The sequence below is a fragment of the Streptomyces sp. NPDC030165 genome, from assembly GCF_055573595.1.
Genome location: NZ_JBVIBD010000015.1, coordinates 46,955 through 72,692, shown reverse-complemented (window position 1 = coordinate 72,692; position 25,738 = coordinate 46,955). Strand labels below are relative to the sequence as shown.

Here is a 25,738-nt window from a genome sequence, read left to right as displayed (position 1 = left end):
CACGGCGCCACCGGCCCGAAGTACGGGACGGCGGCGCTCATGGATCACTGCGCGACGGACGCCGACCGGTTGTGAGCGGCCCGGCCGCGCAGATCAGACGGCGGCTTGCCGGGCGAACTCGACCAGCCCGGAGAAGGTGGCGGGATGCAGCGTCAGGACCGAGCCGCCCGGGTCCTTGCTGTCACGAACGGGGACCACGCCGCGTGAGGCGAGGAGGTTCATGGCGACCTCTATGCAGTCGCCGCCGTTGTTGCTGTACGAAGACTTGACCCAGCGGGGGGATTCAGTGGTCACGGGGCGCCCTTTCGTAGCTGCTTGATCATGGCCACAGATGCCGCCTGCGACAGCGCTTCGGCCTGCAATTGATGGTAGGCCGTCAGCACGGGCCCCACGGTGGCGCTTTCCCGGTCCAGGTTTCCTTGAGCCTGGGATTCGGCGTAGCAGATCAAGGATCGGTCCGGCAGCGTCAAGAGGTTGACGGGCAGGTCAAACGTGCAGCGCTCCCCTATCGCGTGCGGGGCCACCTGCAACAGCGTGTGTGGCAGATCGGCAATCTCGACCAGCCGAGCCAACTGCGCGTCCATGACAGCCGAGCCGCCGACCTGCCAACGAATACAGCTTTCGTCCATGGTGACGAACACCATGGGCGGTCGAGGCCGCTGCAACACAGCCTGGCGCTCGGCCAGAAACGTGACTCTCTCATCCGCCTGTTCGGGCGTGATGGCACCCCGTCGCACGGCACTGTCCGCCAGCACGCGCGCATACTCCGGCGTCTGCAACAAACCGGGGATGATTCCGACGTTGTACAGCCGGATCTCCACCGCCCGGCCCTCGTACCCGACGTACTCCGGAAACCCTTCCAGCAAACTGCCGTGCCGGATCTCCGACCATGTGCGCTCGAACGACTCTGCGGTCCCGGCAAGTCCGAGGGCGGCGTCCACGACCCGCGAAAAGCGTAGAGTCGGCGGTTTGCGGCCGGTTTCGATCGCCGAAATGTGCCTTCCCGAGTAGCCCACCCGCTCCGCCAACTCGTCCTGCTTCCAGCCGCGAATCTCCCGCGCGTTGCGCAGACGCGCACCGTAGGCCGCTTGGGGAGACGCATCCGGGTTCAACTGCTTGAGATTTACCAACGTGCTCCCCGTTTCCAGAACGTTGAAGACAAGGTGACTGTAGGCCACCCTGCTCCCATCCGGTAGTGACTTGACTACGGAGGGGAGTGAACTGGCCGACGGACTCCACGTTGTGATCGCGCTCTGACGTTCCCCGACGAACGGTGACCACAAGTGACCGATTTCAACGCCCACTTCGACGCCAACTTCAACCCCAGCCCCGGCCGGGAGATCCTCACCCGGCTCATGCGCTCATGCGGGCACGACGGCATGAATGCGTCACCGAGATCAACGGCACGCGGTGCGGGGCCCGTTCCCATGGCTGGGACACCGCTACGCATCTGAATGTGTGGATTCTCGCTCACGCGGACGAGTACGAGCACAGGAAGTTCGTGAAGCACATGGAAGATGCGGTCAACGTCTACACCGAGCCCACCGGGGGGCAGCACGCCTGGTGATGACGGGGCCGCCGGTCCCGTGGGAATGCGCCCCCGCTGTCCATCGGAGCGGTCCCCGACGCCTGTGGGACGTTCTTCCCGTCCGGGTGCAGCGAAAAGGCCCTCTGGCCTGGCAGTGCCAGGCCAGAGGGCCTTGTGCCGGTGCCCCTCACGTCTCCGTGCGGTACATCAGGTCCGTCTCGTGCGTGGTGAAGCCGAGCCGTTCGTAGACGGTCACGGCGGGCACGTTGTCCGCGTCGACGTAGAGCATCGCCGTCGGGATGCCCTGCGCCGCCAGGTGCCGCAGTCCGATCGCGGTGAGCGCCTTGCCGAGGCCGCCGCCTTGTGCGTCCGGCCGTACGCCGACCACGTACACCTCGCCCAGGCCCTCCGCTGCGTGGATCTTGGTCCAGTGGAAACCGGCGAGCCGGCCGTCCTTCTCGGCGAGGAAGAAGCCCTTGGGGTCGAACCATGGCTCGGCCTTGCGGTCGTCCAGGTCGCGCTGGGTCAGCGAGCCCTGTTCGGGGTGGTGGGCGAAGGCCGCCGCGTTCGCCTCCAGCCAGGCCGCGTCGTCGGTGCCCGGCTGGAAGGTCCGTACGGACACCCCTTCCGGAAGAATCGGTTCCGTCAGCTCCAGGCCGGTCAGCGGGCGGCGCATCTGCCGCAGTTCGCGGAAGAGCGTCATGCCGAGGGTCTGGGCGAGGTGGCGGGCCGCGGAGTGGCCGCCGTGCGCCCACACCCGCAGGCGGCGGCCGGACTGCTCCAGCAGCCCGGTGCCCAGCGCGCGGCCGTGGCCGTGGCCCCGGTGCGACGGGTGCACCACCAGTTCGACGGCGGGCGCCTCCACGGGGTCGGTGTCCTCCAGCTGCGCGTACCCGGCGAGCACCCCGGCCTCGTCGTCCGGTCCGCCCGGTACGTACAGCAGCAGGTGCCGTACGCCCGCGCGCCGCCCGCCGCGCAGCTGGAGCCGCCCCTGCTCGGACACGGCGGGCTGCCCGTCCGTCGCCGCGGCCTGCTCGATCAGTGCGAGGACGGCGGCGGCCGCGTCCGGCGTCAGCTCGTCCGCGACCTCGATCCGCCGGCCCGTCCGGCCCTTGTCCTGTGCTGCGTCAGTCATGCTCCGAAGCGTACGGCCCGGGCGCCGGTACACCCGATGCACACCGGACCGTCACCTGTCACCCCTGGTCCGCTACGCGCGTTGACCGTAGGCTGCGTCCGCTCGGACACCAGCCCACAAGGGAGACCCTCCTCATGTCACCGAGACCGCAGCGGCGGCGCGCGACGCGCAGACTGACGGCCGGAGCGGCGGTGCTCGCCGCCGCCGTCGGCATCACGGCCGCGGCACCGGCCGGCGCCGAGACCGCCGCGCCCGCCGGCACCGCCGCCCACGCCCGCCACGGGCACGGCGGCGGCCACGCCCCGCGCACCGTCGACGTGCAGCTGCTCTCCTTCAACGACTTCCACGGCAACCTGGAGCCCCCGCAGGGCTCCGCCGGGACCGTCGAGGAGCAGCAGTCCGACGGCAGCAGGAAGAAGATCGAGGCGGGTGGCGTCGAGTACCTGGCCAACGCGCTGCGTACGGCCCGCAAGGGCCACCCGTACTCGGTCACCGCGGCGGCCGGCGACATGGTGGGCGCCAGCCCGCTGCTGTCCGGGCTCTTCCACGACGAGCCGACCATCGAGGCCATGAACAGACTCGGCCTGGACGTCACCTCTGTCGGCAACCACGAGTTCGACGAGGGCCGCGCCGAGCTGACCCGCCTCCAGAAGGGCGGCTGCCACCCCACCGAAGGCTGCTACGAGAAGGGCAAGCGCTTCAAGGGCGCCGACTTCCCGTATCTGGCCGCGAACGTCACCGACGAGAAGACCGGCCGCCCGGTCCTCAAGCCGTACACCGTCTGGAAGCACAAGGGCGTGAAGATCGGCTTCATCGGTGTCACGCTGGAGGGCACGCCCGACGTGGTCAGCGCCAACGGCGTCAAGGGCCTGAAGTTCCACGACGAGGCCGAGACCATCGACCGGTACGCCAAGGAGCTGGACCGGCAGGGCGTGAAGTCGATCGTGGCGCTCGTCCACGAGGGCGGCCTGCCCGCCTCGACCGCGTACAACCACGACTGCGACAGCCCGGGGCCGGGCTCCGGTATCTCCGGGCCGATCGCGGAGATCGCCAAGAAGGTCACGCCGAAGGTGGACGCGCTGGTCACCGGCCACACCCACCAGGCGTACGCGTGCACCGTCCCGGACCCGTCCGGCATGCCGCGCACCGTCACCTCGGCGGCCTCGTTCGGCAAGCTGTACACGGACACCACGCTCACCTACGACCGCCGTACCAAGGACATCGTCCGTACGTCGCTGAAGTCGCCCAGCGCGCGCAACCACGTCGTCAACCGCACCCAGCCCAAGGCCGCGGACATGACCGCGCTCATCCAGCGCTGGAACAAGCTCGCCGCGCCGGTCGCCGACAAGCCCGTCGGCTACATCTCCGCCGACATCCCGGGCCGTGGGGCGGCGACCCCGGAGTCGCCGCTCGGCGACCTGATCTCCGACGCGCAGCTGGAGGCCACCGAGGCCGCCGGCAAGGGCGGCGCGCAGCTCGCCCTGATGAATCCCGGCGGGGTGCGCGCCGACCTGGCGTACAAGGCCTCCGGGAGCGAAGGGGACGGCGTCGTCACGTACGGCGAAGCCTTCACCGTGCAGCCCTTCACCAACATGACCAACGTCGTCACCCTCACCGGCGCACAGCTGCTGACCGCGCTCCAGCAGCAGGTCAGCGGCGCGAACGAGGCATCGCCGAAGATACTTCAGGTGTCCGAGGGGCTGACGTACACCCTGAACCTGACCAAGTCCGGCGCCGACCGCGTCGTCAAGGACACGGTGCGGCTGGACGGCGCACCGATCGACCCCGCCAGGAGCTACCGCGTCGCCATGAACGAGTTCCTGGCCGGCGGCGGTGACGGCTTCACCGCCCTCAAGCAGGGCACGGACAAGTACGTCGGGCCGTCCGACCTGGACGCGCTCACCGCGTACCTGACGGCGCACTCCTCGGCCGCCGCGCCCCTCGCGCCGCCGAAGGCGGACCGGATCACGGTCGTGAAGTAACGCGCATACGGCGTAGTACCGCGGCCCGGCGGGTGGTTCCCGCCGGGCCGTACGCATGCCACGGGGCTGTCCGGATCCGACCGGTCACCGTGCGCGCCGCCCGCCCCGGCTCGCTACCTTCGCTGCCCGTCCGCATCCCGCTGCTTCGTCCCGGAAGGCATGCCTCATGACGCCGACCACCACGCCCTCCGACCTGCCCCTCCCGTCCCGGCTGCTGCGCCGCTCCCGGCTGCGTCTGGCCGCGCTCACGCTGAGTGCCGCGCTCGTGGGGGCGGGGGCTCCCACCGCGTACGCTGCTTTCACCGACGAGTCCCAGGCCCCTGCCGCCCAGAAGGCCGACGAGGGCCGCCCCTACGTCGAGACCAGCCTGCTGTTCGGCACCGTGCGGCCCGACGGTGGCGCTCCGGTCACCGACAAGGAGTTCCGTGCCTTCGTCGACGCGGTCGTCACCCCTCGCTTTCCCGACGGTCTCACCGTCCAGGACGGTTACGGGCAGTACCGCGACGCGCACGGCACGATCGAGCGGGAGCGCTCGTACGAGCTGACCCTGCTGTATCCCACCTCCGAGTCCGGTCCCAACAGCCCCGAGATCGAGCAGATCCGGGCCGCCTACATGAAGCGTTTCGGCCAGGAGTCGGTGGCCCGCGTCGACGACCGCGCGCGGGTGGACTACTGATGCCCGGCCGGGAACGGTCCATCATGTTCACCGACATGTGAACATGGGCTAGGGTGGCGGCAGCCCGGCCGGGATACGGGGACACGGCCGCGGGCGTGGCCGACCGGGCCGACGATCCGCCACTACAGCAGCGAGGTTGAGGGCAATGCCGACTCTGGGAATCATCGGGAGCGGGCACATCGGCACGGCGGTCGCCCGGCTGGCGGTGGCGGCCGGAGTCCCGGTGGTGGTGGCCAACTCCCGCGGCCCGCACAGCCTCGTGCGGCTCGTCGGCGAGCTGGGCCCGTCGGCCACCGCGGGCACCGCCGAGGAGGCCGCACAGGCCGGGGACCTGGTCGTGACGGCCGTACCGCTGACGGCCGTACCCGTGCTGCCCGCGGCCGCCCTGCGGGGCCGGACCGTGCTGGACACCACCAACTACCACCCGGACCGGGACGGCCGGATCACCCCGCTGGACCGCGCGGAGCTGACCACCGGCGAACTGGTCGGCCGGCACCTGCCCGGCGCGCACCTGGTCAAGGCGTTCAGCACGGTCATGGCGCACCACCTGCCCCAGCTCGCCCGCCCCACCGGCGCACCGGACCGCTCCGCGCTGCCGATCGCCGGCGACGAGCCCGCGGCGAAGGCCGCGGCGGCGGCCCTCATCGACCGGCTCGGCTTCGACACGGTGGACGCCGGTCCGCTCGCCGCCAGTTGGCGGTTCGAGCCGGGATCGACCGCCTGCACCCGGCTGTACGCCGCCGACCCGGACGCCCCGCGTGAGCGCCTGGCCGACGTCCCCGGCCTTCCCGTACCGGCCGAGGGCCTGCGCGCCGCCCTCGCCCGGGCCCGGCGCGTACGCGTCGCCGCGCGTACATCCCGAACGGGCCGAACTCCCTTGTAGGGCGGTTTACTTGCCGTCGGGCTCCGCGAGGAGCGGGCCCGTACACCTGGTCAGCGGAAGTCCGCCGCGTGGTCCTGGACCCACTGGGCGAAGGTGCGGGCCGGGCGGCCGGTGACCTGCCGGACGGTGTCGGTGATGGGCGGGGTGGTGCCGATGGTGGTGCCGAAGAGGCGGAAGAGTTCGAGCATCGCCTCCTTGGGCAGGTGCGGCGTCGCGCGCTCCTCCGCCGCCTGTTCCACGGAGATCACCTCCAGCCGGGCCGGGCGCCCGAGGACGCGGCCGATCTCGGCGACCTGCTCGGCCCTCGTGCGGGCCTCCGGACCGGTGACCACGTACACCTGGCCGGCGTGGGTGCCCGTACGGTCCAGGAGGGCCGCCGCGGCGACGGCGGCGAGGTCGTCCTCGTGCACGGGCGAGGTGACGGCGTCCGGCTGCGGGTCGCGGACCACGCCGCTCTCCCGGATCTCCTGCGCCCACTGGAGCGCGTTGGCGGCGTAGGCGCCGCCGCGGATGAAGGTCCATTCCAGGCCGGAGGCGCGGACCGCGCTCTCTGCGGTGCCGTGCATACGGGCGAGGAAGTTCTCATCGTCCTCCGGCTCGCCGGTGACGGCTATCGAGGAGTTGAGGACGATGCGGCGTACGCCGGCCCGCACTGCCGCCTCGACGACCGCGACGGCCGCGTCGCCGCCGCCCGCCGCCAGGTTGAGGAAGAGCGCGTCGGCGCCGCTCAGGGCCGGTTCGAGTGAGGCCGGGTCGGTGAGGTCCGCCCGTACCGTCTCGGCCCCAGCCGGCAGCGCGGCTCGCTCGGGATCGCGGGTCAGGGCCCGTACGGAGGCGCCCTCCGCGAGCAGCTGCCCGACCAGACTGCGGCCGATGTTGCCGGTGGCCCCGGTTACTACGATCATCGCTGCGCCCTTTCAGGAGGCGTGGTACGACTGTCGGCGTCCACGTGCTGCCAGTGATCAACGTCTGGGCGCGGCGGGCATTCCCGGCGCCGGGGGCGCGTACGGCAGGTTTTGGCCAAGCGGGCGGGACAAGCCCGCGCATACCTCACTTACCGCCAGTAGGACTTGCGTTCGAGGGTTGTCAGCATGGTGGGATGTCCTGATGCGCCTCCCCACACGCATACCCTCACCCTCCTCGAACCCTCCCCCCACACCGGACGCATCGGAAGCACGGACAACAGCGCAGGCGGCAGCAGCGGACCGGCGATCCCCGACCGCAGCCGCGCGTGACGAACAGGGCAGCACGGGCGACATGGGCAGTACGGCCGGTACGGGCGACATAGGCGACTCGGGCGGTACGGACGGTACGAGCGGTACGCACCGTCCAGGTGACCACGGTGGCGACATCCGCGACACCGCCCGGTTCGAGAAGATCAACCCGTACGCGGACCTGGCCGCACTCGCCGACCCCGAGCCGGAGCCCGGCCCCCCGGCCGGCCCCGCGCCGCTGTCCCGGCGTACGTACCTCAACGAGCGCGACGACAGCGACGACCCGCTGGGCCTGGGGCTGCGCTCCGAGGAGGACGACCCGGAGAGCGCCTGGACGCCGCCGAACCACCGCCGCCGCAAGCGCGGGATCAGCCGGTTCGCGGCGGTGCCGAAGACAGCGAAACTGCTGGTCGCGGTCCTGGTGTGTGTGGCGTTCCTGGCGCTGTCGGACCGGTTCGCCGTCCTGTACGCGCAGAACAAGGCCGAGGAGAAGCTGAAGGAATCACTGCACCTGAACGCCAACCCGGAAGTGGACATCAAGGGCTTCCCCTTCCTGACGCAGGTGCTCGGCAAGCGGCTCGACGAGGTGGACGTCACCGTGCCCGACCTGGCGGCCGACCGGGTGTCGCTGGCCAAGGTCGAGGCGAGCGCGCGCGACGTCCGGCTCGACGGTGACCTGCCCGCCTCCATCAGCGGCGCGACGATCGGCACCATACGCGGCACCGTGCTGCTGTCGTTCGACGACATGAACCGGGAACTGGGCGCCTCCCAGGTACGGTTCAGCGAGCTGGGCCCCAACTCCGTACGGGCCGTCGGGCAGCTGCCCATCGCCGGACACGAACTGCGCGTACGGGCCGAGGCGCACATCCGGCAGGCCGGGGACCGCGGCATCTCCACCGACATCAGCAAGATGCGCCTGGACATCGCCGACGTGGCCGTCTACCGCCCGGGCACCGGCAAGGAGGAGGGCCTGCGGCTGACCCGCAAGGCCGCTGCCGAGGTGAGCCGACAGGCCGCCAAGGTGAAGTCGCTGCTGGGCGTGCCCGCCATCGCGCAGCGCCTCGGCATCCCGCAGCAGGCCATCGACGACGCGCTGCGCAACGAGAAGAAGCTGCACGAGCTGACCGGCGCGCCGCGCTTCATCGAGCAGCTGATGAAGGTCAACCTCGTCGACGTCGTGGTCGACCACCCGTGGCTGCTCCAGAAGGTCGGTATCGACCCGAAGATCCTGGGCGCGCTGTCCGGGCTGACCAAGCCGCAGCTGGCCGACCGGCTGTCGCTGTCCTTCCGGCTGCCGGACACGCCCGGTGACGTGCGGCTGCGGGACATCTCCGTGGAGAAGGACGGGATCCGGGTGAGGATCTCCGGTTCCGGACTGCCGGTCGGGAGCGCGGCGGAGGACAAGAAGTAGGTGGCCGCGGGGGCGCGCCCCCGCGGCCACCGGCTACGGCTCCGGCAGCTCCGGCGGTGGCGTGGCGGCTCCCGGCAGGCTCAGCACGGCCTCCGTGCCGCCGCCCGGCGCCGCCCGCAGTACGACCGTGCCGCCCGCCTGGTAGGCCGTACGCGCCACGATCGACAGCCCGAGACCGCTGCCCGGCAGGCTGCGGGCGGACGGCGACCGCCAGAACCGTTCGAAGACGTGCGGCAGTTCCGCCTCCGGGATGCCGGGGCCGTGGTCGCGTACCCGCAGCTCGCCCTTGCGCAGGCCGACCTCGACGGCGCCGTCCTCCGCGCTGAACTTGACCGCGTTGTCCAACAGGTTGACCACCGCGCGCTCCAGGGCCGCCGGTTCCCCCCGTACGTACCAGGGGTCCAGCTCCGCGGTGATGTCCAGCGAGGGGCCGCGCAGCCGGGCGCGGCGCAGGGCGGAGTCCACGATGTCGTGCAGCGCGACGACCGGTACGCAGGCCGCGCCGCCCGGCCCCGCCTCCGGGGTGCGGGAGAGTTCCTGGAGGTCACCGATGAGCGCGGCCAGCTCCCCCATCTGTGCTTTCACCGAGGCCAGCAGGGCCTGCTTGTCCTCGGCCGGCAGCGGCCGGCCGGACTGCTCGCTGCGCACCAGCAGGTCGATGTTGGTACGCAGCGAGGTCAGCGGCGTCCGCAGCTCGTGCCCGGCGTCCGCGATCAGCTGCTGCTGGAGGTCGCGGGAGGAGGCCAGCGCTGCGGTCATGGAGTTGAAGGAGCGCGAGAGACGGGCGATCTCGTCCTCGCCCTCGGCGGGGATGCGGACCGTCAAGTCCTCCGTACGGGCGACACGTTCCACGGCATCGGTGAGCCGGTCCACGGGTTTGAGACCGGCCCTGGCCACCCACAGGCCCGCGGTGGCGGCGCCCAGGACGCCGATACCGGTGACGATCAGCAGGATCAGCGCGAGCTGGCCGAGGGGTTCGGTGACCGGGTCCATGGGAGTCGCGACGGAGATGCCGACCTGGTTGCCGTGTGCGTCGGTCGCGCCCCGGTACGCGCGGGTCAGCACCCGCATCTCCTTGCCGTTGTTGGCCCGGGTGGTGTGGATGGCCCGGTCGGCCTGGCCCCTGGCCACCGCGACGTCCGACTCCTGTGCGGGGATGCCCTCCTTCGACCACGAGGTGCAGGTGCCGCCGTCGGCCGTGACGAGCTGGATCGTGTAGTCGGTGGGCAGCAGCAGCCGGGCGTCCCCCGGCAGCGGACTGGCACACTTGTCGGCCAGCGCCTGCACGATCTCGGCCGGCACGGTCTGACTGGCCAGCGTCTCGTCGAGCTGTTCGGTGAGCCGGTCGCGGGTCACCACCCAGCACGCGGCGGCCGAGGCGGCCACGGCGACCGCGACGGCCACCGCCGTGAGCATGGCCAGCCGGGAGCGCAGCGGCAGCTGCCGGTAGCGGTGCACGACGCGTGCCTTCAGGCGCCGCCAGGCACCGCCGCCCGGGGCCGCGCCGCCCTGGGCCGGTGCGTCGCTCATTCGGCGCCGCCCTCGGCGCGCAGCACGTACCCGACGCCGCGCACGGTGTGCACCAGCCGCGGCTCGCCGCCCGCCTCCGTCTTGCGGCGCAGGTACATCACGTACACGTCCAGCGAGTTGGAGGTCGGTTCGAAGTCGAAGCCCCAGACGGCCTTGAGGATCTGCTCACGGGTGAGGACCTGGCGCGGGTGCGCGAGGAACATCTCCAGCAGCGTGAATTCGGTACGGGTCAGCTCGACCTGCCGGCCGCCGCGGGTCACCTCCCGCGTCGCCAGGTCCATCCGCAGGTCGGCGAAGGTCAGCGCCTCGCCTTCGGCGGGCTGCGCGCCGGCGGCCGCCGCGTACGAGCTGCGGCGCAGCAGCGCGCGGATGCGGGCCAGCAGTTCGTCCAGCTCGAAGGGTTTGACCAGGTAGTCGTCGGCGCCCGCGTCCAGCCCGGTGACCCGGTCGCCGACCGTGTCGCGGGCGGTCAGCATCAGGACCGGTACCGTCACGCCGCTCGCCCGCAGCCGCCGGGCGGCCGTCAGCCCGTCCATCCGGGGCATCAGCACGTCCAGCACGATCAGTTCGGGGTCGTAGGAGGCGACCTTCTCGACCGCGTCGAGTCCGTCGACGGCCTGCTCGGTGCCGTAGCCCTCGTAGGCGAGGGAGCGCCGCAGCGCCTCCCGGACGGCCGGCTCGTCGTCGACGATCAGGATGCGGGCGGGCTGATCACCGTGCTCGGCGGGACTCATCGCTGTGACTACCTCGGGTGTGGATGTGGACGGCTGACCGGGGACTCCGCGGTCCAGCATGTCAGCCTCGCACGCCGGCGGCCGGGGCGCGCCGCTCGGCACGGTCTCGTCGGTGCTCCGTAGGGCGCCCGGTACGCGGGGCGCGTCGCGGGGGTACGGGGGCGCGCCGGTCACCTCCGGGCGGCGGCGGCCCGGGGCGGGCGGGCCGTACCCGCCGCGGCGCCCCGCTTGGGGCGCGGCCGCGCGGCCGCCGCGACCTCCGTGGGCCGCCCGGAGCGGGCCCCCGCCACCCGGGCACCGGCCTCGGCCAGGTCGCGGGCCAGGTCCAGGTCGGCGGGCCCGGTACGGGCGTGCGGGCCGTGGTCGACGGTCAGCACGCCCGCGCTGCGCCGTTCCTCTCCCGCGCTCCAGGCGATGACGGCCGCGACGGCACGGCGGGCGCGGTGGACCGGAACGGTGATCTTGCTGGCCATGGTGGCCTCCTCGTGCGTACGTGAGGTTCGGGGCGAGGGGGGTCCGGGGTTCCCCGGGAGGGGGCGTTCCCGCGCCTCAGCTCTGGCTGCTGCCGCCCGCCCGCAGGTTGGCGAGGTCCGCCTTGACGGTGTTGATCGGGATGGCGAAGCCGAGGCCGACACTCCCCGCCGAGCTGCTGCCCTGCGCGGAACTCGGCGAGTACATCGCGGAGTTGATGCCGATGACCCGGCCCTTCATGTCGATCAGCGCGCCGCCGGAGTTGCCGGGGTTGAGCGCCGCGTCGGTCTGAATGGCCTTGTACGTGGTCTTCGACTGGCCGGTGTCGCCGTTGTACTGGTTGCCGCCGAACTCGAACGGCCAGCCGGGCCCGCCCTGTTCCTGCTGCTGCCGGCCCTCGTCCTTGGGCACCGTCACATCGCGCTTGAGGGCGGAGACGATGCCGCTGGTGACCGAGCCGGTGAGCCCTTCGGGGGAGCCGATGGCCACGACCTCGTCGCCGACCGCGAGCTTGTCGGAGTCGCCGAGCGAGGCGGTGGTGAGGTTCTTGGCGCCCTTGACCTTGATCAGCGCCAGATCCTTGTCGGGGTCGGTGCCCACCACGTCGGCCTGCTTCTTGCTGCCGTCGCTGAAGGTGACCTCGACCGTGTCCGCGCCGGCCACCACGTGGTTGTTGGTGACGATCTCGCCGTCCGCGGTGACGACCACGCCCGATCCGGTGGACTCGCCGCTCGACGTCCGCGCCTTGATCTCGACTATGGCGGGGGTGACGGCCTTGGCCACCGCGGAGACGCCGCCGCCGCTCTTCGCGCTGCCCGTGTTGACGGCCGGGGTGGTGGTGCTGGCCTGCGGCTGGTCGGTGGCGCTGCCGATGAGGGCGGCGCTGCCGCCGCCGATCAGACCGGAGGCGAGCGCCACGGCCGCGATCAGCGCGACGGGACGGCGGGCCCGGCGGCGCGGGGCGGGTGCGCCGGTGCCGGTGCCCTCGGGGTCTTCCGGGCCACCGGGACCGCCCGGTCCGCCGAAACCGGCCGTACCGCCGGGGGTTCCGGGGCCCGCGGGGGTGCCGGCCGGCGGCTGCGGCGCGGCGTACGGCGGGTGGGGCGGCGGTGCCGGGTAGCCCGCCACGCCCGTCCCGGCCGTCCCGCTCTGCGCCTGCGGCTGCGGCTCGTGGGCGTAACCCTGGTACTGAGGTGTCTCGTCACCGCTCCGGCGGTAGGTTTCGGTCATGTACCCGACTCTGCGAGCTGACCATGAGAACCGTCTGAGAACGCCCTGAGAGGCCCGACAGAAGTCGGTATGCCCGGTGTAAGGAAGATCAGCTACGCGGCGCGTGCTCGACGCTCGGCACCGCGCCGGCGGCGGCCGGGCCACAGCCGCACGACCCCCGGACCACCAGCCGCGCCGGGAACAGCCGCAGCCGCTCGCGCCGCGAGCCGACCACCCGCAGGCCGTCGTCCAGCACCAGGTCGACCGCCGCCCGCGCCATTGCCTCCCGGTCGGAGGCGACCGTGGTCAGCGGCGGGTCGGTCAGCGCCGCTTCCTTGACGTCGTCGAATCCGGCCACCGCCAGTTCGCCCGGTACGTCGATGCGCAGCTCGCGGGCGGCCCGCAGGACGCCGATCGCCTGGTCGTCGGTGGCGCACATGATGGCCGGCGGCCGGTCCGGGCCCGCGAGCAGTCCGAGGGCGACCCGGTAGGCGTCGTAGCGGTTGTACGGCGCCTGGAAATAACGCCCTTCGAGCGACTTTCCGGACTCCTCCATCGCCCGGCGCCACCCCTCCAGGTGATCGGTCACCGGGTCACCCGACTTCGGGGTCTCCTCCGTACCGCCGAGGAAGGCGACGTACGGGTGGCCGTGCTCCAGCAGGTGCCGGGTCGCCAGCTGCGCGCCGCCGACGTCGTCCGTCATCACGGCCACGTCGTCGATGGCGTCGGGACGGCGGTGCAGCAGCACCACCCGGGCGTCCCAGGCGTCGATCTCGGCCGCCGCGTGCTCGCTGGGCCCCTGGCTGATCAGGATCAGCCCGGCCACCCGCATCCCCAAGAAAGCGCGCAAATAGTGCACTTCGCGCTCGTCCAGATAGTCGGCGTTGCCGACCAGGACCATCTTTCCGCGCTCGGCGGCAGCCTGCTCGACGGCGTGCGCCATCTCCGCGAAGAACGGCTGCCGGGTGTCCGGCACGATCAGTCCTATGAGGTCCGTGCGCCGGGACGCCATCGCCTGGGCGACCCGGTCCGGGCGGTACCCCAGCTCCTTGATCGCGGCGAGCACCCGCTCGCGCGTGGCCGGGGCGACCGGCCTCGGTCCGTTGTTGATGACGTAACTCACCACGGCGGTCGAGGTACCCGCCAGTTTTGCCACATCATCCCGCGTCACCTTGGCCACGCGCGGCAGTCTACGCGGGTGGTCTCAGCTCTTGGCAGGCCGAGCGGCGGCGGCTTCCACCCCGGCAACGGCGCGCGAGGGCTCGGACCGGCGCGCGCCCGCGCCCGCGCCGCCCTCCGGCCCGTCGCCGTTCGCCGCGGCCCGACCGCCGCGCTTGCCCTGCGGGTCCTTGTCCTCCGCCGCGCGCTCGGGCTTCTCCGGCGTCACGAAGCGGTACCCGACGTTGCGTACGGTGCCGATCAGCGCCTCGTGCTCGGGGCCGAGCTTGGCTCGCAGCCGCCGTACGTGCACGTCGACGGTTCGGGTGCCGCCGAAGTAGTCGTAGCCCCAGACCTCTTGGAGCAACTGGGCGCGGGTGAAGACGCGGCCCGGGTGCTGCGCCAGGTACTTCAGCAGCTCGAACTCCTTGAAGGTCAGGTCCAGGACCCGGCCCTTGAGCTTGGCGCTGTACGTCGCCTCGTCCACCGACAGGTCACCGTTGCGGATCTCCATCGGGCTGTCGTCCACACCGATCTGCTGGCGGCCCATGGCCAGCCGCAGCCGGGCCTCGACCTCGGCGGGACCCGCGGTGTCGAGCAGCACGTCGTCGATGCCCCAGTCCGCGGTGACGGCGGCCAGGCCGCCCTCGGTCACCACCAGCACCAGGGGACAGCCGGGTCCGGTGGACCGCAGCAGCTGGCACAGCGACCGGACGTGCGGCAGGTCGCGCCGCCCGTCGATCAGTATGACGTCGGCCCCGGGGGTGTCCACCAGTGCCGGTCCCTCGGCAGGGGCGACCCGGACGCTGTGCAGCAGCAGGCCGAGCGCGGGCAGCACCTCCGTCGAGGGCTGGAGGGCGTTGGTCAGGAGCAGCAGCGAGCTCATCGCCGATCACCCGCCCGGAGCCCGGCCGGCCGTTTACTGCCCTGTGTGTCCTGCACGCTTCGCTCGCCCATTACGTCTGGTTCCTCCTCGGTCCCTGCGAACGGGGCCCCTCCCATGCCCGTCCTGGCCATGGGGGCGTATGCGGCACTGCTTCGTACGGGTGGCTCCCGAGCCCCCTGAGGGCCCTGTGGAGCGCCGGTGCGCTCATCCGCGCGTGAACACGGGTGAAAGCACAAAAGGACCCGGGGGCAACGCTGCCCGGATCCTTCTTGCCCAGCAGAATAGCCCACATGACTTCCGGACCCGAGGCCGATTTTGCGCGATCTTGTGTTCCGTCGATCACTTCGAGTGGCCGGCGCACGTCGCTGTTGACGGAGGACGGGGTCCGGATCGACGCCGCGTACACGCCTCCGCGCGCCCCCTCGGACGCCCCTGCGGACGGTCTCGCGGTGGTCCTCGCGCACGGCTTCACCGGAGCGCTGGAACGGCCCGCGCTGCGCCGTGCGGCCGGGGTCTTCGCCCAGCATGCGGCCGTGATCACGTTCTCCTTCCGCGGGCACGGGCGGTCCGGCGGGCGCTCCACGGTCGGCGACCGGGAGGTGCTGGACCTGGCCGCCGCGGTCGGCTGGGCGCGCGCCCTGGGCCACCGCCGGGTCGCGACCGTGGGGTTCTCCATGGGCGGCTCGGTGGTCCTGCGGCACGCCGCGCTGTACGGAGGGGCGCACGAGGGGCGCACGGATGCGCGTACCGACATGGTGGTGTCGGTGAGTGCTCCCGCGCGGTGGTTCTACCGGGGTACGGCTTCGATGCGCAGGCTGCACTGGGTGGTGACCCGGCCCACGGGGCGCCTGGTGTCGCGCCTGGGGCTGGGCACCCGTATCCACCCGGAGGACTGGGACCCCGTACCGCTCTCCCCCGTCGCGGCCGTCCCGCGCATCGCTCCCACCCCGCTGCTCGTCGTACACGGCGACCGGGACCCGTACTTCCCGCTGGACCATCCGCGGATGCTCGCCGCTGCCGCCGACCCGGCGACCAGCGACCTGTGGCTGGAGCGCGGCTTCGGTCACGCGGAGAACGCGGCGCCCGGCGCGCTGCTCGAACGGATCGCGGCGTGGACGGCCGAACGGGTGGCGGAGCTGGACGGAAGCTGACGACGGGGCGGCGCCGATACGAAAAGGCGATACGGAAAGGCGCCGACGCCAAAGGGCGGCGGCCCGCACCGGGAGGTACGGGCCGCCGCCCGGTGCGTACGGGCCGGTGCTCGCCGGCCCCCGCTCAGCACCCGCGTCTCACTCCGCCTCCGCCAGCGGCTCCGCGAACTGCGCCGCGTACAGCTTCGCGTAGGCGCCGTCCGCCGCCAGCAGCGCGTCGTGCGTGCCCTGCTCGACGATGGCGCCGGACTCCATGACCAGGATCAGGTCCGCGTCCCGGATGGTGGAGAGCCGGTGCGCGATCACGAAGCTGGTGCGGCCGGTGCGCAGCTGCGCCATGGCGTGCTGGATGAGCACCTCGGTACGGGTGTCGACCGAGCTGGTGGCCTCGTCCAGGACCAGGATCGCCGGTTCGGCGAGGAACGCCCGGGCGATGGTGATCAGCTGCTTCTCGCCCACCGAGACGTTGGCGCCCTCCTCGTCGATGACGGTGTCGTACCCGTCGGGCAGGGTGCGCACGAAGCGGTCCACGTGGGTGGCCTTCGCCGCCTCGATGATCTTGTCCATCGAGGTGCCCTCGGGAGCGCCGTACGCGATGTTCTCGGCGATGGTGCCGCCGAAGAGCCAGGTGTCCTGGAGGACCATGCCGATGTTGGCGCGCAGCTCCTCGCGGCTCATCGCCTTGATGTCCACGCCGTCCAGGGTGATCCGGCCACCGCGTACCTCGTAGAACCGCATCAGCAGGTTGACCAGCGTGGTCTTGCCCGCACCGGTCGGGCCGACGATCGCCACCGTCTGGCCCGGGTGGACGGCCAGCGACAGATCGTCGATGAGCGGCTTGTCGTCCTCGTAACGGAAGGAGACGTCCTCGAAGACGACGTGCCCGCTGACGTGCTCGGGGCGCTGCGGCCGGGCGTCGTCCGGCTCCTGCTCGCCGGCGTCCAGCAGCTCGAAGACCCGCTCCGCCGAGGCGACACCGGACTGCACCAGGTTGGCCATCGAGGCGACCTGGGTGAGCGGCTGGCTGAACTGCCGGGAGTACTGGATGAACGCCTGCACGTCACCGATGGACAGCGCGCCGGACGCGACGCGCAGGCCGCCGACCACCGCCACCAGGACGTAGTTCAGGTTCCCGATGAACATCATCGCGGGCTGGATGATCCCCGAGATGAACTGGGCCTTGAAGCCCGCCTCGTACAGCGCGTCGTTCTGCTTGCGGAACAGCTCGGCGGACTCCTTGTGGCGGCCGAAGACCTTGACCAGGGAGTGGCCGGTGTACATCTCCTCGATGTGCGCGTTCAGCTTGCCGGTGGTCTTCCACTGCTGCACGAACTGCGGCTGCGCCCGCTTGCCGACCTTGGTGGCGACGACGACCGAGACCGGCACCGTGATCAGCGCGACCAGGGCCAGCAGCGGCGAGATCCAGAACATCATCGCCAGCACGCCGACGATGGTCAGCAGCGAGGCGACGATCTGGCTCAGGGTCTGCTGGAGCGTCTGCGCGATGTTGTCGATGTCGTTGGTGGCGCGGGAGAGGACCTCGCCGCGCGGCTGCTTGTCGAAGTAGCGCAGCGGCAGCCGCGCCAGCTTCTCCTCCACCTGCTCGCGCATCCGCAAGACGGTCCGCTGCACGACGCGGGTGGCGATCCGGGCCTGGACGAACCCGAAGACGGACGCACCGACGTAGATCAGGAAGACCCACAGCAGGACCACGCCGACGGCGTCGAAGTCGATGCCCTGGCCGGGCACGACCGGCATCGTGCCGAGCATGTCGGCCAGCCCGTTCTCGCCCTGCGCGCGCAGGTGCGCGACGGCCTCGCCCTTGCTGATGCCGCCGGGCAGCTGCCGGCCGACGATGCCCGCCATGATCAGGTCGGTGGCGTGGCCGAGGATCTTGGGGGCGATGACGGACAGCGCGACGCTGAGCAGGCCCAGCGCCAGCGCCACCCACATGACCGCCTGCTCGGGCTTCATCTGCCGCAGCAGCCGCAGCCCGGACCCCTTGAAGTCCATGACCTTCTCGGTGGGCTGGCCACCCATCATGCGCGCGGGCCCGGCGGCCGGCGCAGGCCCGCGCCGCTGCGGGGCCTGTTGGCTGCTCACGCGGCCTCCTGCTCGGTCAGCTGGGAGAGCACGATCTCCCGGTAGGTCTCGTTGTCCGCCATCAGTTCGGTGTGCGTGCCGGTGCCGACGACCCGGCCCTCGTCCAGGACGACGATGCGGTCGGCGCCGCGGATGGTGGAGACGCGCTGGGCGACGATCACGACGGTGGCCCGGTCGGTCTCGCGGGCCAGCGCGGCCCGCAGCGCGGCGTCCGTGGCGTAGTCCAGGGCCGAGAAGGAGTCGTCGAAGAGGTAGATCTCGGGCTTGCGGACCAGCGCCCGCGCGATGGCCAGACGCTGCCGCTGCCCGCCGGAGACGTTGCCGCCGCCCTGCGCTATCGGCGCGTCCAGGCCACCCTCCATCCGTTCGACGAAGTCGCGGGCCTGCGCGGTCTCCAGCGCGTGCCACAGCTCCTCGTCGGTCGCCTCCGGATTGCCGTAGCGCAGGTTGGTGGCGACGGTCCCGGAGAAGAGGTACGGCTTCTGGGGTACCAGGCCGATGGCGGTGGCCAGCGTCTCGGGGGCGAGAGTACGCACGTCCACGCCGTCCACCAGGACCGCGCCGCCCGTCGCGTCGAACAGCCGCGGCACCAGGCCGAGCAGGGTGGACTTGCCGCTGCCGGTCGAGCCGATGACGGCGGTGGTCTCGCCGGGGCGCGCGGTCAGCGAGATGTCCTTCAGGACCGGCTCCTCGGCGCCCGGGAAACGGAATTCGACGCCCCGCAGCTCCAGTTCGCCGTGCCGGCGCAGCTCGGTGACCGGCGCCTTCGGCAGGATGACGCTGGTGTCGGTGGCCAGCACCTCCTGGATGCGCTCGGCGCAGACCTCGGCGCGCGGCAGCATCATCACCATGAACGTCGCCATCATGATCGACATGAGGATGTACATCAGGTAGCTGAGGAAGGCGGTCAGCGCGCCGATCTGCATCCCGCCGCTGTCGATACGGTGCCCGCCGAACCACACGACGGCCACACTCGACACGTTCACGACCAGCATGACCAGCGGGAACATCAGCGACATCAGCCGGCCGGCACGCAGCGACACGTCGTACAGGTCGTGGTTGGCGCCCGCGAAGCGCTCGCGCTCGTACCCGTCACGGACGAAGGCGCGGATGACCCGTATGCCGGTGATCTGCTCGCGCAGCACCCGGTTGACGGTGTCGATGCGCTCCTGCACCCCGCGGAACAGCGGGCGCATCCGCCGGATGATCAGCGATACGAGGATCGCCAGGACCGGCACGATGACCAGGATCAGCGCGGACAGCGGCACGTCCTGGTTGAGCGCCATCACCACGCCGCCGACGCACATGATGGGCGCCGCCACCATCATCGTGAACGTCATCAGGACCAGCATCTGGACCTGCTGCACGTCGTTGGTGGTTCGGGTGATCAGGGACGGCGCGCCGAACCTGCCCACCTCGCGGGCGGAGAAGGACTGCACCCGGTCGAAGACCGCCGCCCGGATGTCACGGCCCAGTGCCATGGCCGTACGGGCGCCGAAGTACACGGCGCCGATCGCGCAGGCGATCTGCAGCAGCGTCACGACGATCATGATGCCGCCGAGGCTCAGGATGTAGCCCATGTCCCCCTTGACGACACCGTTGTCGATGATGTCGGCGTTCAGGGTGGGCAGATAGAGGGTCGCCAGCGTCTGCACGAGCTGGAGCAGCACGATCAGGGATATCGGGCGCATATGGGGCCGCAGATGCGCCCGCGCCAATCGGACCAACACCTTTCGAGCCTATGCGAGCCCCTGCCCGCGGCAATCGAATTTCCCCGCGCCACTCGAACGAAGGAGGAGGTTTTGCCAGAACTTGTCCGGGCAGCCGCCGGACTTGCCCGGAACGGGGCCCGTCGCGGCGTACGCCATCATGGAGGCCCCTGACGACGCACGACGAACGACGATGAAGAGGCCGCCGTGACAACAACTGGCACCGTGCGCTACTGGGCCGCGGCGAAGGCCGCCGCCGGCACCGCCGAGGAGCCGTACGCGGCGGCGACACTCGCCGAGGCACTGGCCGCGGCACGCGAGCGGCACGCCGCGAACCCGGAGTTCGCCCGCGTCCTGCTGCGCTGCTCGTTCCTGGTGGACGGCGACCCGGTCGGCAGCCGCGACCACGCGGCCGTCCGGCTGGCCGAGGGCGGCACCGTCGAGGTCCTGCCGCCGTTCGCGGGAGGATGAGCGAGACCATGAGCGAGAACCAGCCGCAGCACCCCTACGGGTCCTACGACCCGTACCAGCCGCAGGACCAGCGGCAGCAGCCGCAGCAGCCCGCGCCCGACCCGCAGGCGCCGTACGACGCGCACGGCTCCTACGGGACCGGCGGCGCGTACGGTGCACCGGCGGCCCAGTCGTACGGCGCTCACGACGGCACGTACGGCCAGGCACCGCAGCAGGGCTACGGGCAGCAGCCCCAGCAGTCGTACGGCCGCCAGGCATACGGAACCCCGGCCTACGGACAGCAGCAGCCCCCGCAGCAACAGCCACAGCAGACCTACGACGCGTACGGACGTCCGCAGCAGGCCTCCTGGCCCGCGGCGGCCGGCCAGCAGCAGCAGACCGGTCAGTACGGCCAGCAGGACCAAACCGGTCAGTCCGGCCAGTACGCCACCGGACCCGGCGGCGGTCCCTCCTACGGCCAGAGCCCGTCCGGAGCCGCCTCGTACGGACAGGACGCCTACGCCACGGGCGGCGGCGGCCACGACGACCCGCAGACCCAGATCTGGACGGCACCCACCTGGGACACCAGCGTCCAGCTGCCCGTCATGGGCGGCGGCCCCGACCCGTCGGCCCCGGGCCCGTCCGCACCGGACCCGTCCGCCGCCGAAACCGCGTACCTGCCGAAGCAGCCCCCGGCATCGGCCGCCCCCCGCGACCCGCAGTCACCGGACCGGCCTCAGCCGCAGGCCCAGCACCGGGCGCCCGGCCACCGGGCGCAGGGCCAGCACCGGCCCGCCCCGGATGCCGAGCGGCCCGCCGCCGAACCCGCGCCCGACCTGTCGCGGCTCGCACCCAACCAGCGCGCCCGCGCCGAAGGCCGCTCGCCGATCATTCCGCCCGGTCTGCGGCCCGCCGCGCTCACCGCCGCACTGGCCCTGCTCCTCGCCCTCGCCGCGCCACTGCCCAGGGCGGCCCTGATGGTGCCGGTGGTGCTCCTCCAGGCCGTCACGGCGGCGGGCTGGTTCCGCCTCAACGGCATGTGGCCCGCCCGGCAGGGCATCGCCCTCGCCTTCCTCGCGGGCGTGACCACCGACATCGCCCTGCTGGCCACCGAACGCGACCAGGCGCCCGTCGTCGCCATCGGCACCCTCGGCGTCTGGTGCCTGTTCGTCCTGGTCCTCCAGCTCCGCAACCGCAGCAGCGCGGACGAACGCATGTACGCGCTGACCGCCGGCCTCACCTCCACCGCCCTCGCGGTCCTGGCCGCCGGCCAGCTCGCCGCCGCGGCGACCGCGGTGACGGTGGGCTGTATCGCGGTCGCCGTGACCACCCTGGCCCGCGCGCTGCCGCTGCCGCAGCCCGCCTCCCTCGTCGTCGCCCTGCTCGGCGGCGCGGGCGCGGGCATCGCGGCCGGCCAGCTCACCGGCCTGGGCGCGGCCGGCGCCCTGCTGGGCCTGGCCGCCGGCGGCTGCGCCCTGATCGGCCTCCGCGTGGCCAGCTACGACTACCCGTCCCGCTTCGTCCACATGACAGCAGGCGTCGCCCTGCCGCTGGCCCTGGCAGCGCCGGCGATCTATGTGCTGGGGCGGGCGCTGGTCTGACCGCCCCAGGACGTGCCGAACCCACACCAGGCCACAGAAAAGCACCGGCCCCCACGGTCCGGTTAGGCTCAATCGCAACAGACCGGGGGTCTGACCCGGAAAAACCGGGCCGATTTCGGCCCCACGCCTGGGGGTAATGGTTCGATGCGCGCACTACGAGTGCTGCTGGTGATCGTCGTGATACTCGGCGGCCTGTTCGTGGCCGCCGACCGCGTGGCCGTGAACATCGCCGAGGGCAAGGCCGCCGACAAGATCCGCAGCAGTCAGGGTCTGGACCGTACGCCGGAGGTGTCGATCACCGGCTTCCCGTTCCTGACGCAGGTGGCGAGCCGCAGCCTGGACGAGGTCGACGCCACGATCGACGGCCTGAACGCCACCGCCGAGGGGCACACGCTGCGGATCCAGCAGCTGTCGGCACAGTTCCACGACGTGAAGCTGACCAGCGACTACACCTCGATCGAGAGCGCGGCGAGCGCCACCGGCGAGGCCCGTATCTCGTACGCGGACCTGACCACCGCCTCGGGCAAGAACGTCAAGGTGAGCTACGGCGGTGAGAAGAACGGCAAGAGCCAGGTGAAGATCTCCCCGAACCTGCCGAACCTGCCGATGCTGAACTCGCTGGAGGTCACCGGCACGGTGAGCATAGTGAACGGCGACACCGTGCGGCTGCGCGCCGACACGCTCCCGGCCCTGTGTTCCCAGCTGTCCGCCTGCCGGAACCAGATCCGCGCGCAGACCGACCACGAGTGGAAGCTGAACCGGCTGCCCGGCGGCCTGAAGCTGGACAAGGTCGTCTCGACGCGGGAGGGCATCTCGATCTCGGCCAGCGGCACGGACGTCAAGCTGCCCGGCTGATTCACCGGTGACGCCGCCCGGCCGGGGCGCCCCCACCCCCACCCCCACCCCCACCCCCGGCCACCGGCAACGGCACAAATCGCCGCGAACCCCCACCTGTCCATGCACTGAGACACCCCGTCCCGCACGCCAGACCCCCACCGGCGTGCGGACCGCGGCGGTACGGCTCCCGCGCCGCCCGCACCCCCTCCTCGTACCGCGATACGGACCAACGCGTCTCAGCATCCGACACACCGGTGACACGTCCGGTCGCCCCTCCCTACGATCGGTCGCATGCAGAGCTCTCTGAGCGGTTCCCGCCCGCGGGGACAGGCGAATCTCACGAAGCGGCGGGCAGTCGACCTGTGCCGCGTCGCCGCCATGCTCTGTCGCTCTGCCTGACGGGCGGCCTCTGCCCCCGCCCTCCGCCCGGCCCCCTGAGGCCGTCCCTGCCACTTCCCCACGCAGCGCCGCGTCCCCCGCCCGCAGCGCGCGCCGGCGTACGCGTGTTCCGTAACTGCCCCGGAGGAGAACAACATGAGCCGTAGCGACGTCCTGGTGGACGCCGACTGGGTCGAGGCCCACATCGACGACCCGAAGGTGGTCATCGTCGAGGTCGACGAGGACACCTCGGCCTACGACAAGAACCACATCAAGAACGCCGTCCGCATCGACTGGCAGAAGGACCTCCAGGACCCGGTGCGCCGCGACTTCGTCGACCAGGCGGGCTTCGAGAAGCTGCTCTCCGCGAAGGGCATCGCCAACGACGACACCGTCGTCCTCTACGGCGGCAACAACAACTGGTTCGCCTCGTACGCGTACTGGTACTTCAAGCTCTACGGCCACGACAGCGTCAAGCTGCTCGACGGCGGCCGCAAGAAGTGGGAGCTGGACTCGCGCGACCTGGTCGACGGCTCGCAGGTGCCGAACCGCCCGAAGACCGACTACAAGGCGAAGGCCCAGGACACCTCCATCCGCGCCTTCCGTGACGACGTCGTCGCCGCCATCGGCAACCTGAACCTGGTCGACGTGCGCTCCCCCGACGAGTTCAGCGGCAAGCTGCTCGCCCCGGCGCACCTGCCGCAGGAACAGTCGCAGCGCCCCGGCCACGTGCCGAGCGCCCGCAACATCCCGTGGTCGAAGAACGCCAACGACGACGGCACCTTCAAGTCGGACGACGAGCTCAAGGCCCTCTACGAGGCCGAGAACGTGGACCTGGCGAAGGACACCATCGCCTACTGCCGCATCGGCGAGCGCTCGGCGCTCACCTGGTTCGTGCTGCACGAGCTGCTCGGCCAGTCCAACGTCAAGAACTACGACGGCTCCTGGACCGAGTACGGCTCGCTGGTCGGCGTGCCGATCGAGCTCGGCGCCGCGAAGTAAGCGCACCGCCGCGGCACCGCCGCAGTACCGCCCCCCGTACCCCTCAACCCACCAAGGAAGTACCCATATGTGTGGAGCACAGGCCGGCGGCCCGGACGCTTCGACGATCAAGCCGGGCGAGACCACGATCCAGGGCAGCGTGACCCGCGACGGCCAGCCCGTCACCGGTTACGTGCGCCTGCTGGACAGCACCGGCGAGTTCACCGCCGAGGTCCCCACCTCGGCGACCGGGCAGTTCCGCTTCTACGCGGCCGAGGGCACCTGGACGCTGCGCGCCCTGGTCCCGGGCGCGACCGCGGACCGGACCGTCGTCGCGCAGCACGGTGGTCTCGCGGAGGTCGCCATCGCCGTCTGACGGCGGCACCGATACGTACACCCGTACGGCCGACGGGCCGCACCCCAGGGGTTTGGACGCCATGGCTGGGGGTGCGGCCCGCCGCGCTTCCCAGCCACCCCGGCCGGATCTACGGTGGAACCATGTCCGCGCATCAGCGTCCGCCCGCGCAGCGCCGGCACCGCCGGTACTTCGTCCTGATGGGTGTGTGCATCGCCCTGTTCGTCCTGGCGTGGGGCGTGGTACGGCTGTGGTCCATACCGGCGGCCGTGGCGATGTGCGTGGTCGCCATGGTCATCCCGCCGTTCGCGGCGGTCGTCGGCAACCGGCGGGAGCCGGGTGAGCGCTGGTGGGACGAGTCGGGCGACCCCGAGTCGGACCGGTGGTGGCGCGAGCTCGACGACCACGGTCCCGGGCACGGCTCCGGCTCCGGGCGCCGCTGAGCCGCACCCGCCGCCCGCGGTGCCGCCCGCGCCCGTACCGTCAGTAGACCAGCGCCTGCACCCCGTCCGGCATGACCTCACTCACGAAGACTTGCGCACCGGCGATCCGGACGCCCTCGATGAGGTCCTTCTCCCCGATGTCCCGGCGGGCCGCGCACTGCGTGCACACGGTGATGGTGCCGCCGCCCGCCGTGATCGAGTCGATCAGGTCCGGCAGCGGCGCCGCGTGCGGCAGCTCGAACTCCGCCGCGCGCCCCGGCAGCGCGAACCACGCCGACTCCCCGGTCAGCCACAGGGAGACATGCACCCCACTGGCCACGGCCACCGCCGCCACCGTGAACGCCTGCGAGCACCGCTCGGGGGCGTCCGCCCCCGCCGTCACCTTGATCACCAGCTTCTTCGCCATACGGCCACTTTAAGGCTCCCGCCAACGCGACCTTCCGGCCCGGCAGTTGGCCAGTCGTCCGACCGGCACACGATCACCTCGGGGGCCGCGTGCGACCGGACCGTCCTGGCCGGCCACCTCGCGCGGCGTCACGCACCCGGCTCGTACGCCGCGCGGGCCGCACCCGCCCGCTGATGATCGCCCTGGGCGCCGCGCTCGGCGTCGTCGGCACCTGGCCGACCACGCCCCGCGCCGCGCCACCTCACCTCCCACGGCTGGACCGTGCCGGACGGCACCCGGGCCCGGGTCCACCCGGCGGGACCGACCTCACAGCGCCGCCACCGGCCGCGCCGACTAGACTCGCTTCCGGTCCGTAACACCTCACTCCGTCCGAGGAGCGCGCTCGTGCTTGAGGCAGTCTTCACCACCCTGCTCGTCCTGGTCGCCGTCGGCGTCGTCGCCTTCGCCGGGCTGACCTGGAAGAAGCTGTACCAGGGCCAGCGCTGACCGAGACCCCAGATCCTTTCC

General features: G+C 71.8%; 25 protein-coding genes. 12 read left to right on the top strand and 13 right to left on the bottom strand.

The features are described 5' to 3' along the window. Nucleotides 1-93 precede the first annotated feature (93 nt). From ACZ4Z1_RS26480 to mshD, 3 genes are all read right to left on the bottom strand, one after another. Nucleotides 94-294, bottom strand: coding sequence for a DUF397 domain-containing protein (locus ACZ4Z1_RS26480; protein ID WP_468489113.1), 201 nt, complete (start codon nt 292-294; stop codon nt 94-96). Next, entirely contained in the window at nt 291-1,130 is an 840-nt protein-coding gene (locus ACZ4Z1_RS26475; protein ID WP_468489257.1) for a helix-turn-helix domain-containing protein, read from the bottom strand. Before ACZ4Z1_RS26475 ends, ACZ4Z1_RS26480 begins: the two co-directional genes overlap by 4 nt. 585 nt (nt 1,131-1,715) lie before the next feature. Further along, the gene (mshD, locus tag ACZ4Z1_RS26470) at nt 1,716-2,663 is read right to left on the bottom strand and encodes a mycothiol synthase (protein ID WP_468489112.1); all 948 of its coding nucleotides are present in this window, start codon (nt 2,661-2,663) and stop codon (nt 1,716-1,718) included. A gap of 134 nt (nt 2,664-2,797) precedes the next feature. Between mshD and ACZ4Z1_RS26465 the strand changes: the two genes are divergently transcribed. The 3 genes from ACZ4Z1_RS26465 to ACZ4Z1_RS26455 all read left to right on the top strand — a co-directional run bounded on the left by ACZ4Z1_RS26465 (nt 2,798) and on the right by ACZ4Z1_RS26455 (nt 6,204). Next, nucleotides 2,798-4,645 (top strand): bifunctional metallophosphatase/5'-nucleotidase, encoded by a 1,848-nt coding sequence (locus ACZ4Z1_RS26465; RefSeq protein WP_468489111.1) that lies wholly within the window; start codon nt 2,798-2,800, stop codon nt 4,643-4,645. A gap of 166 nt (nt 4,646-4,811) precedes the next feature. Continuing rightward, on the top strand, nt 4,812-5,321 hold the full coding sequence (locus tag ACZ4Z1_RS26460) for a DUF3574 domain-containing protein (protein ID WP_468489110.1): 510 nt from the start codon (nt 4,812-4,814) through the stop codon (nt 5,319-5,321). Nucleotides 5,322-5,466: 145 nt separating this feature from the next. Continuing rightward, nucleotides 5,467-6,204: an NADPH-dependent F420 reductase gene (locus ACZ4Z1_RS26455; RefSeq protein ID WP_468489109.1), complete on the top strand. Its 738-nt coding sequence runs from the start codon at nt 5,467-5,469 to the stop codon at nt 6,202-6,204. A gap of 50 nt (nt 6,205-6,254) precedes the next feature. Here the strand turns inward: ACZ4Z1_RS26455 and ACZ4Z1_RS26450 are convergent, their stop codons facing one another. Beyond that, nucleotides 6,255-7,109, bottom strand: coding sequence for an SDR family oxidoreductase (locus tag ACZ4Z1_RS26450; protein WP_468489108.1), 855 nt, complete (start codon nt 7,107-7,109; stop codon nt 6,255-6,257). Nucleotides 7,110-7,461: 352 nt separating this feature from the next. Between ACZ4Z1_RS26450 and ACZ4Z1_RS26445 the strand changes: the two genes are divergently transcribed. Further along, nucleotides 7,462-8,829, top strand: a complete 1,368-nt coding sequence (locus ACZ4Z1_RS26445) for an LmeA family phospholipid-binding protein (RefSeq protein ID WP_468489107.1) — start codon at nt 7,462-7,464, stop codon at nt 8,827-8,829. Nucleotides 8,830-8,862: 33 nt separating this feature from the next. On the opposite strand, the gene ACZ4Z1_RS26440 is transcribed toward ACZ4Z1_RS26445, so the two are convergent. The 6 genes from ACZ4Z1_RS26440 to ACZ4Z1_RS26415 all read right to left on the bottom strand — a co-directional run bounded on the left by ACZ4Z1_RS26440 (nt 8,863) and on the right by ACZ4Z1_RS26415 (nt 14,817). Further along, complete coding sequence (locus tag ACZ4Z1_RS26440; protein ID WP_468489106.1) at nt 8,863-10,359, bottom strand: sensor histidine kinase; 1,497 nt, start codon at nt 10,357-10,359, stop codon at nt 8,863-8,865. Beyond that, nucleotides 10,356-11,093 (bottom strand): response regulator transcription factor, encoded by a 738-nt coding sequence (locus tag ACZ4Z1_RS26435; protein ID WP_468489105.1) that lies wholly within the window; start codon nt 11,091-11,093, stop codon nt 10,356-10,358. The genes ACZ4Z1_RS26440 and ACZ4Z1_RS26435 overlap by 4 nt, the downstream gene beginning before the upstream one ends. 170 nt (nt 11,094-11,263) lie before the next feature. Continuing rightward, nucleotides 11,264-11,566, bottom strand: a complete 303-nt coding sequence (locus ACZ4Z1_RS26430) for a hypothetical protein (RefSeq protein WP_468489104.1) — start codon at nt 11,564-11,566, stop codon at nt 11,264-11,266. Nucleotides 11,567-11,642: 76 nt separating this feature from the next. Beyond that, complete coding sequence (locus ACZ4Z1_RS26425) at nt 11,643-12,794, bottom strand: S1C family serine protease (RefSeq protein WP_468489103.1); 1,152 nt, start codon at nt 12,792-12,794, stop codon at nt 11,643-11,645. Between the two features lie 88 nt (nt 12,795-12,882). Beyond that, nucleotides 12,883-13,953, bottom strand: coding sequence for a LacI family DNA-binding transcriptional regulator (locus tag ACZ4Z1_RS26420; protein ID WP_468489102.1), 1,071 nt, complete (start codon nt 13,951-13,953; stop codon nt 12,883-12,885). A 24-nt stretch (nt 13,954-13,977) separates the two neighbouring features. After that, nucleotides 13,978-14,817, bottom strand: coding sequence for a response regulator transcription factor (locus tag ACZ4Z1_RS26415; protein WP_468489101.1), 840 nt, complete (start codon nt 14,815-14,817; stop codon nt 13,978-13,980). Nucleotides 14,818-15,107: 290 nt separating this feature from the next. On the opposite strand from ACZ4Z1_RS26415, the gene ACZ4Z1_RS26410 reads away from it, so the two are divergent. Next, nucleotides 15,108-15,968 (top strand): alpha/beta hydrolase family protein, encoded by an 861-nt coding sequence (locus ACZ4Z1_RS26410; RefSeq protein ID WP_468489100.1) that lies wholly within the window; start codon nt 15,108-15,110, stop codon nt 15,966-15,968. A gap of 138 nt (nt 15,969-16,106) precedes the next feature. Here the strand turns inward: ACZ4Z1_RS26410 and ACZ4Z1_RS26405 are convergent, their stop codons facing one another. Together ACZ4Z1_RS26405 and ACZ4Z1_RS26400 are read right to left on the bottom strand one after the other, a co-directional pair. Continuing rightward, nucleotides 16,107-18,071: an ABC transporter ATP-binding protein gene (locus ACZ4Z1_RS26405; protein WP_468489099.1), complete on the bottom strand. Its 1,965-nt coding sequence runs from the start codon at nt 18,069-18,071 to the stop codon at nt 16,107-16,109. Further along, nucleotides 18,068-19,801 carry an ABC transporter ATP-binding protein gene (locus tag ACZ4Z1_RS26400; RefSeq protein WP_468489098.1) on the bottom strand — a complete coding sequence of 578 codons (1,734 nt, stop codon included), beginning with the start codon at nt 19,799-19,801 and terminating at the stop codon, nt 18,068-18,070. The genes ACZ4Z1_RS26405 and ACZ4Z1_RS26400 overlap by 4 nt, the downstream gene beginning before the upstream one ends. A gap of 186 nt (nt 19,802-19,987) precedes the next feature. Between ACZ4Z1_RS26400 and ACZ4Z1_RS26395 the strand changes: the two genes are divergently transcribed. The 7 genes from ACZ4Z1_RS26395 to ACZ4Z1_RS26365 all read left to right on the top strand — a co-directional run bounded on the left by ACZ4Z1_RS26395 (nt 19,988) and on the right by ACZ4Z1_RS26365 (nt 24,825). Then, nucleotides 19,988-20,251 (top strand): MoaD/ThiS family protein, encoded by a 264-nt coding sequence (locus tag ACZ4Z1_RS26395; RefSeq protein ID WP_208853437.1) that lies wholly within the window; start codon nt 19,988-19,990, stop codon nt 20,249-20,251. An 8-nt stretch (nt 20,252-20,259) separates the two neighbouring features. Continuing rightward, nucleotides 20,260-21,831, top strand: coding sequence for a hypothetical protein (locus ACZ4Z1_RS26390; RefSeq protein ID WP_468489097.1), 1,572 nt, complete (start codon nt 20,260-20,262; stop codon nt 21,829-21,831). Between the two features lie 144 nt (nt 21,832-21,975). Further along, nucleotides 21,976-22,686: an LmeA family phospholipid-binding protein gene (locus tag ACZ4Z1_RS26385; protein WP_468489096.1), complete on the top strand. Its 711-nt coding sequence runs from the start codon at nt 21,976-21,978 to the stop codon at nt 22,684-22,686. Between the two features lie 273 nt (nt 22,687-22,959). After that, a complete protein-coding gene (locus ACZ4Z1_RS26380) occupies nt 22,960-23,067 on the top strand; it encodes a putative leader peptide (RefSeq protein ID WP_468489095.1) in 108 nt (35 codons plus the stop codon). A 135-nt stretch (nt 23,068-23,202) separates the two neighbouring features. Then, nucleotides 23,203-24,048: a sulfurtransferase gene (locus ACZ4Z1_RS26375; RefSeq protein WP_468489094.1), complete on the top strand. Its 846-nt coding sequence runs from the start codon at nt 23,203-23,205 to the stop codon at nt 24,046-24,048. 67 nt (nt 24,049-24,115) lie between these two features. Continuing rightward, nucleotides 24,116-24,403 (top strand): DUF1416 domain-containing protein, encoded by a 288-nt coding sequence (locus ACZ4Z1_RS26370; protein ID WP_385228406.1) that lies wholly within the window; start codon nt 24,116-24,118, stop codon nt 24,401-24,403. A 122-nt stretch (nt 24,404-24,525) separates the two neighbouring features. Next, on the top strand, nt 24,526-24,825 hold the full coding sequence (locus tag ACZ4Z1_RS26365) for a DUF3099 domain-containing protein (protein ID WP_468489093.1): 300 nt from the start codon (nt 24,526-24,528) through the stop codon (nt 24,823-24,825). A gap of 40 nt (nt 24,826-24,865) precedes the next feature. Here the strand turns inward: ACZ4Z1_RS26365 and ACZ4Z1_RS26360 are convergent, their stop codons facing one another. After that, nucleotides 24,866-25,231 carry a DsrE family protein gene (locus ACZ4Z1_RS26360; protein ID WP_468489092.1) on the bottom strand — a complete coding sequence of 122 codons (366 nt, stop codon included), beginning with the start codon at nt 25,229-25,231 and terminating at the stop codon, nt 24,866-24,868. Between the last annotated feature and the right edge of the window lie 507 nt (nt 25,232-25,738).

What these genes read in the sequence shown, in the direction of transcription:
- ACZ4Z1_RS26425 (WP_468489103.1), bottom strand. Translation starts at nt 12,794, where the DNA reads ATGACCGAAACCTACCGCCGGAGCGGTGACGAGACACCTCAGTACCAG.
- mshD (WP_468489112.1), bottom strand. Translation starts at nt 2,663, where the DNA reads ATGACTGACGCAGCACAGGACAAGGGCCGGACGGGCCGGCGGATCGAG.
- ACZ4Z1_RS26415 (WP_468489101.1), bottom strand. Translation starts at nt 14,817, where the DNA reads ATGAGCTCGCTGCTGCTCCTGACCAACGCCCTCCAGCCCTCGACGGAG.
- ACZ4Z1_RS26410 (WP_468489100.1), top strand. Translation starts at nt 15,108, where the DNA reads ATGACTTCCGGACCCGAGGCCGATTTTGCGCGATCTTGTGTTCCGTCG.
- ACZ4Z1_RS26440 (WP_468489106.1), bottom strand. Translation starts at nt 10,359, where the DNA reads ATGAGCGACGCACCGGCCCAGGGCGGCGCGGCCCCGGGCGGCGGTGCC.
- ACZ4Z1_RS26370 (WP_385228406.1), top strand. Translation starts at nt 24,116, where the DNA reads ATGTGTGGAGCACAGGCCGGCGGCCCGGACGCTTCGACGATCAAGCCG.
- ACZ4Z1_RS26455 (WP_468489109.1), top strand. Translation starts at nt 5,467, where the DNA reads ATGCCGACTCTGGGAATCATCGGGAGCGGGCACATCGGCACGGCGGTC.
- ACZ4Z1_RS26360 (WP_468489092.1), bottom strand. Translation starts at nt 25,231, where the DNA reads ATGGCGAAGAAGCTGGTGATCAAGGTGACGGCGGGGGCGGACGCCCCC.
- ACZ4Z1_RS26445 (WP_468489107.1), top strand. Translation starts at nt 7,462, where the DNA reads ATGGGCAGTACGGCCGGTACGGGCGACATAGGCGACTCGGGCGGTACG.
- ACZ4Z1_RS26435 (WP_468489105.1), bottom strand. Translation starts at nt 11,093, where the DNA reads ATGAGTCCCGCCGAGCACGGTGATCAGCCCGCCCGCATCCTGATCGTC.
- ACZ4Z1_RS26390 (WP_468489097.1), top strand. Translation starts at nt 20,260, where the DNA reads ATGAGCGAGAACCAGCCGCAGCACCCCTACGGGTCCTACGACCCGTAC.
- ACZ4Z1_RS26365 (WP_468489093.1), top strand. Translation starts at nt 24,526, where the DNA reads ATGTCCGCGCATCAGCGTCCGCCCGCGCAGCGCCGGCACCGCCGGTAC.
- ACZ4Z1_RS26465 (WP_468489111.1), top strand. Translation starts at nt 2,798, where the DNA reads ATGTCACCGAGACCGCAGCGGCGGCGCGCGACGCGCAGACTGACGGCC.
- ACZ4Z1_RS26460 (WP_468489110.1), top strand. Translation starts at nt 4,812, where the DNA reads ATGACGCCGACCACCACGCCCTCCGACCTGCCCCTCCCGTCCCGGCTG.
- ACZ4Z1_RS26450 (WP_468489108.1), bottom strand. Translation starts at nt 7,109, where the DNA reads ATGATCGTAGTAACCGGGGCCACCGGCAACATCGGCCGCAGTCTGGTC.
- ACZ4Z1_RS26430 (WP_468489104.1), bottom strand. Translation starts at nt 11,566, where the DNA reads ATGGCCAGCAAGATCACCGTTCCGGTCCACCGCGCCCGCCGTGCCGTC.
- ACZ4Z1_RS26385 (WP_468489096.1), top strand. Translation starts at nt 21,976, where the DNA reads ATGCGCGCACTACGAGTGCTGCTGGTGATCGTCGTGATACTCGGCGGC.
- ACZ4Z1_RS26380 (WP_468489095.1), top strand. Translation starts at nt 22,960, where the DNA reads ATGCAGAGCTCTCTGAGCGGTTCCCGCCCGCGGGGACAGGCGAATCTC.
- ACZ4Z1_RS26375 (WP_468489094.1), top strand. Translation starts at nt 23,203, where the DNA reads ATGAGCCGTAGCGACGTCCTGGTGGACGCCGACTGGGTCGAGGCCCAC.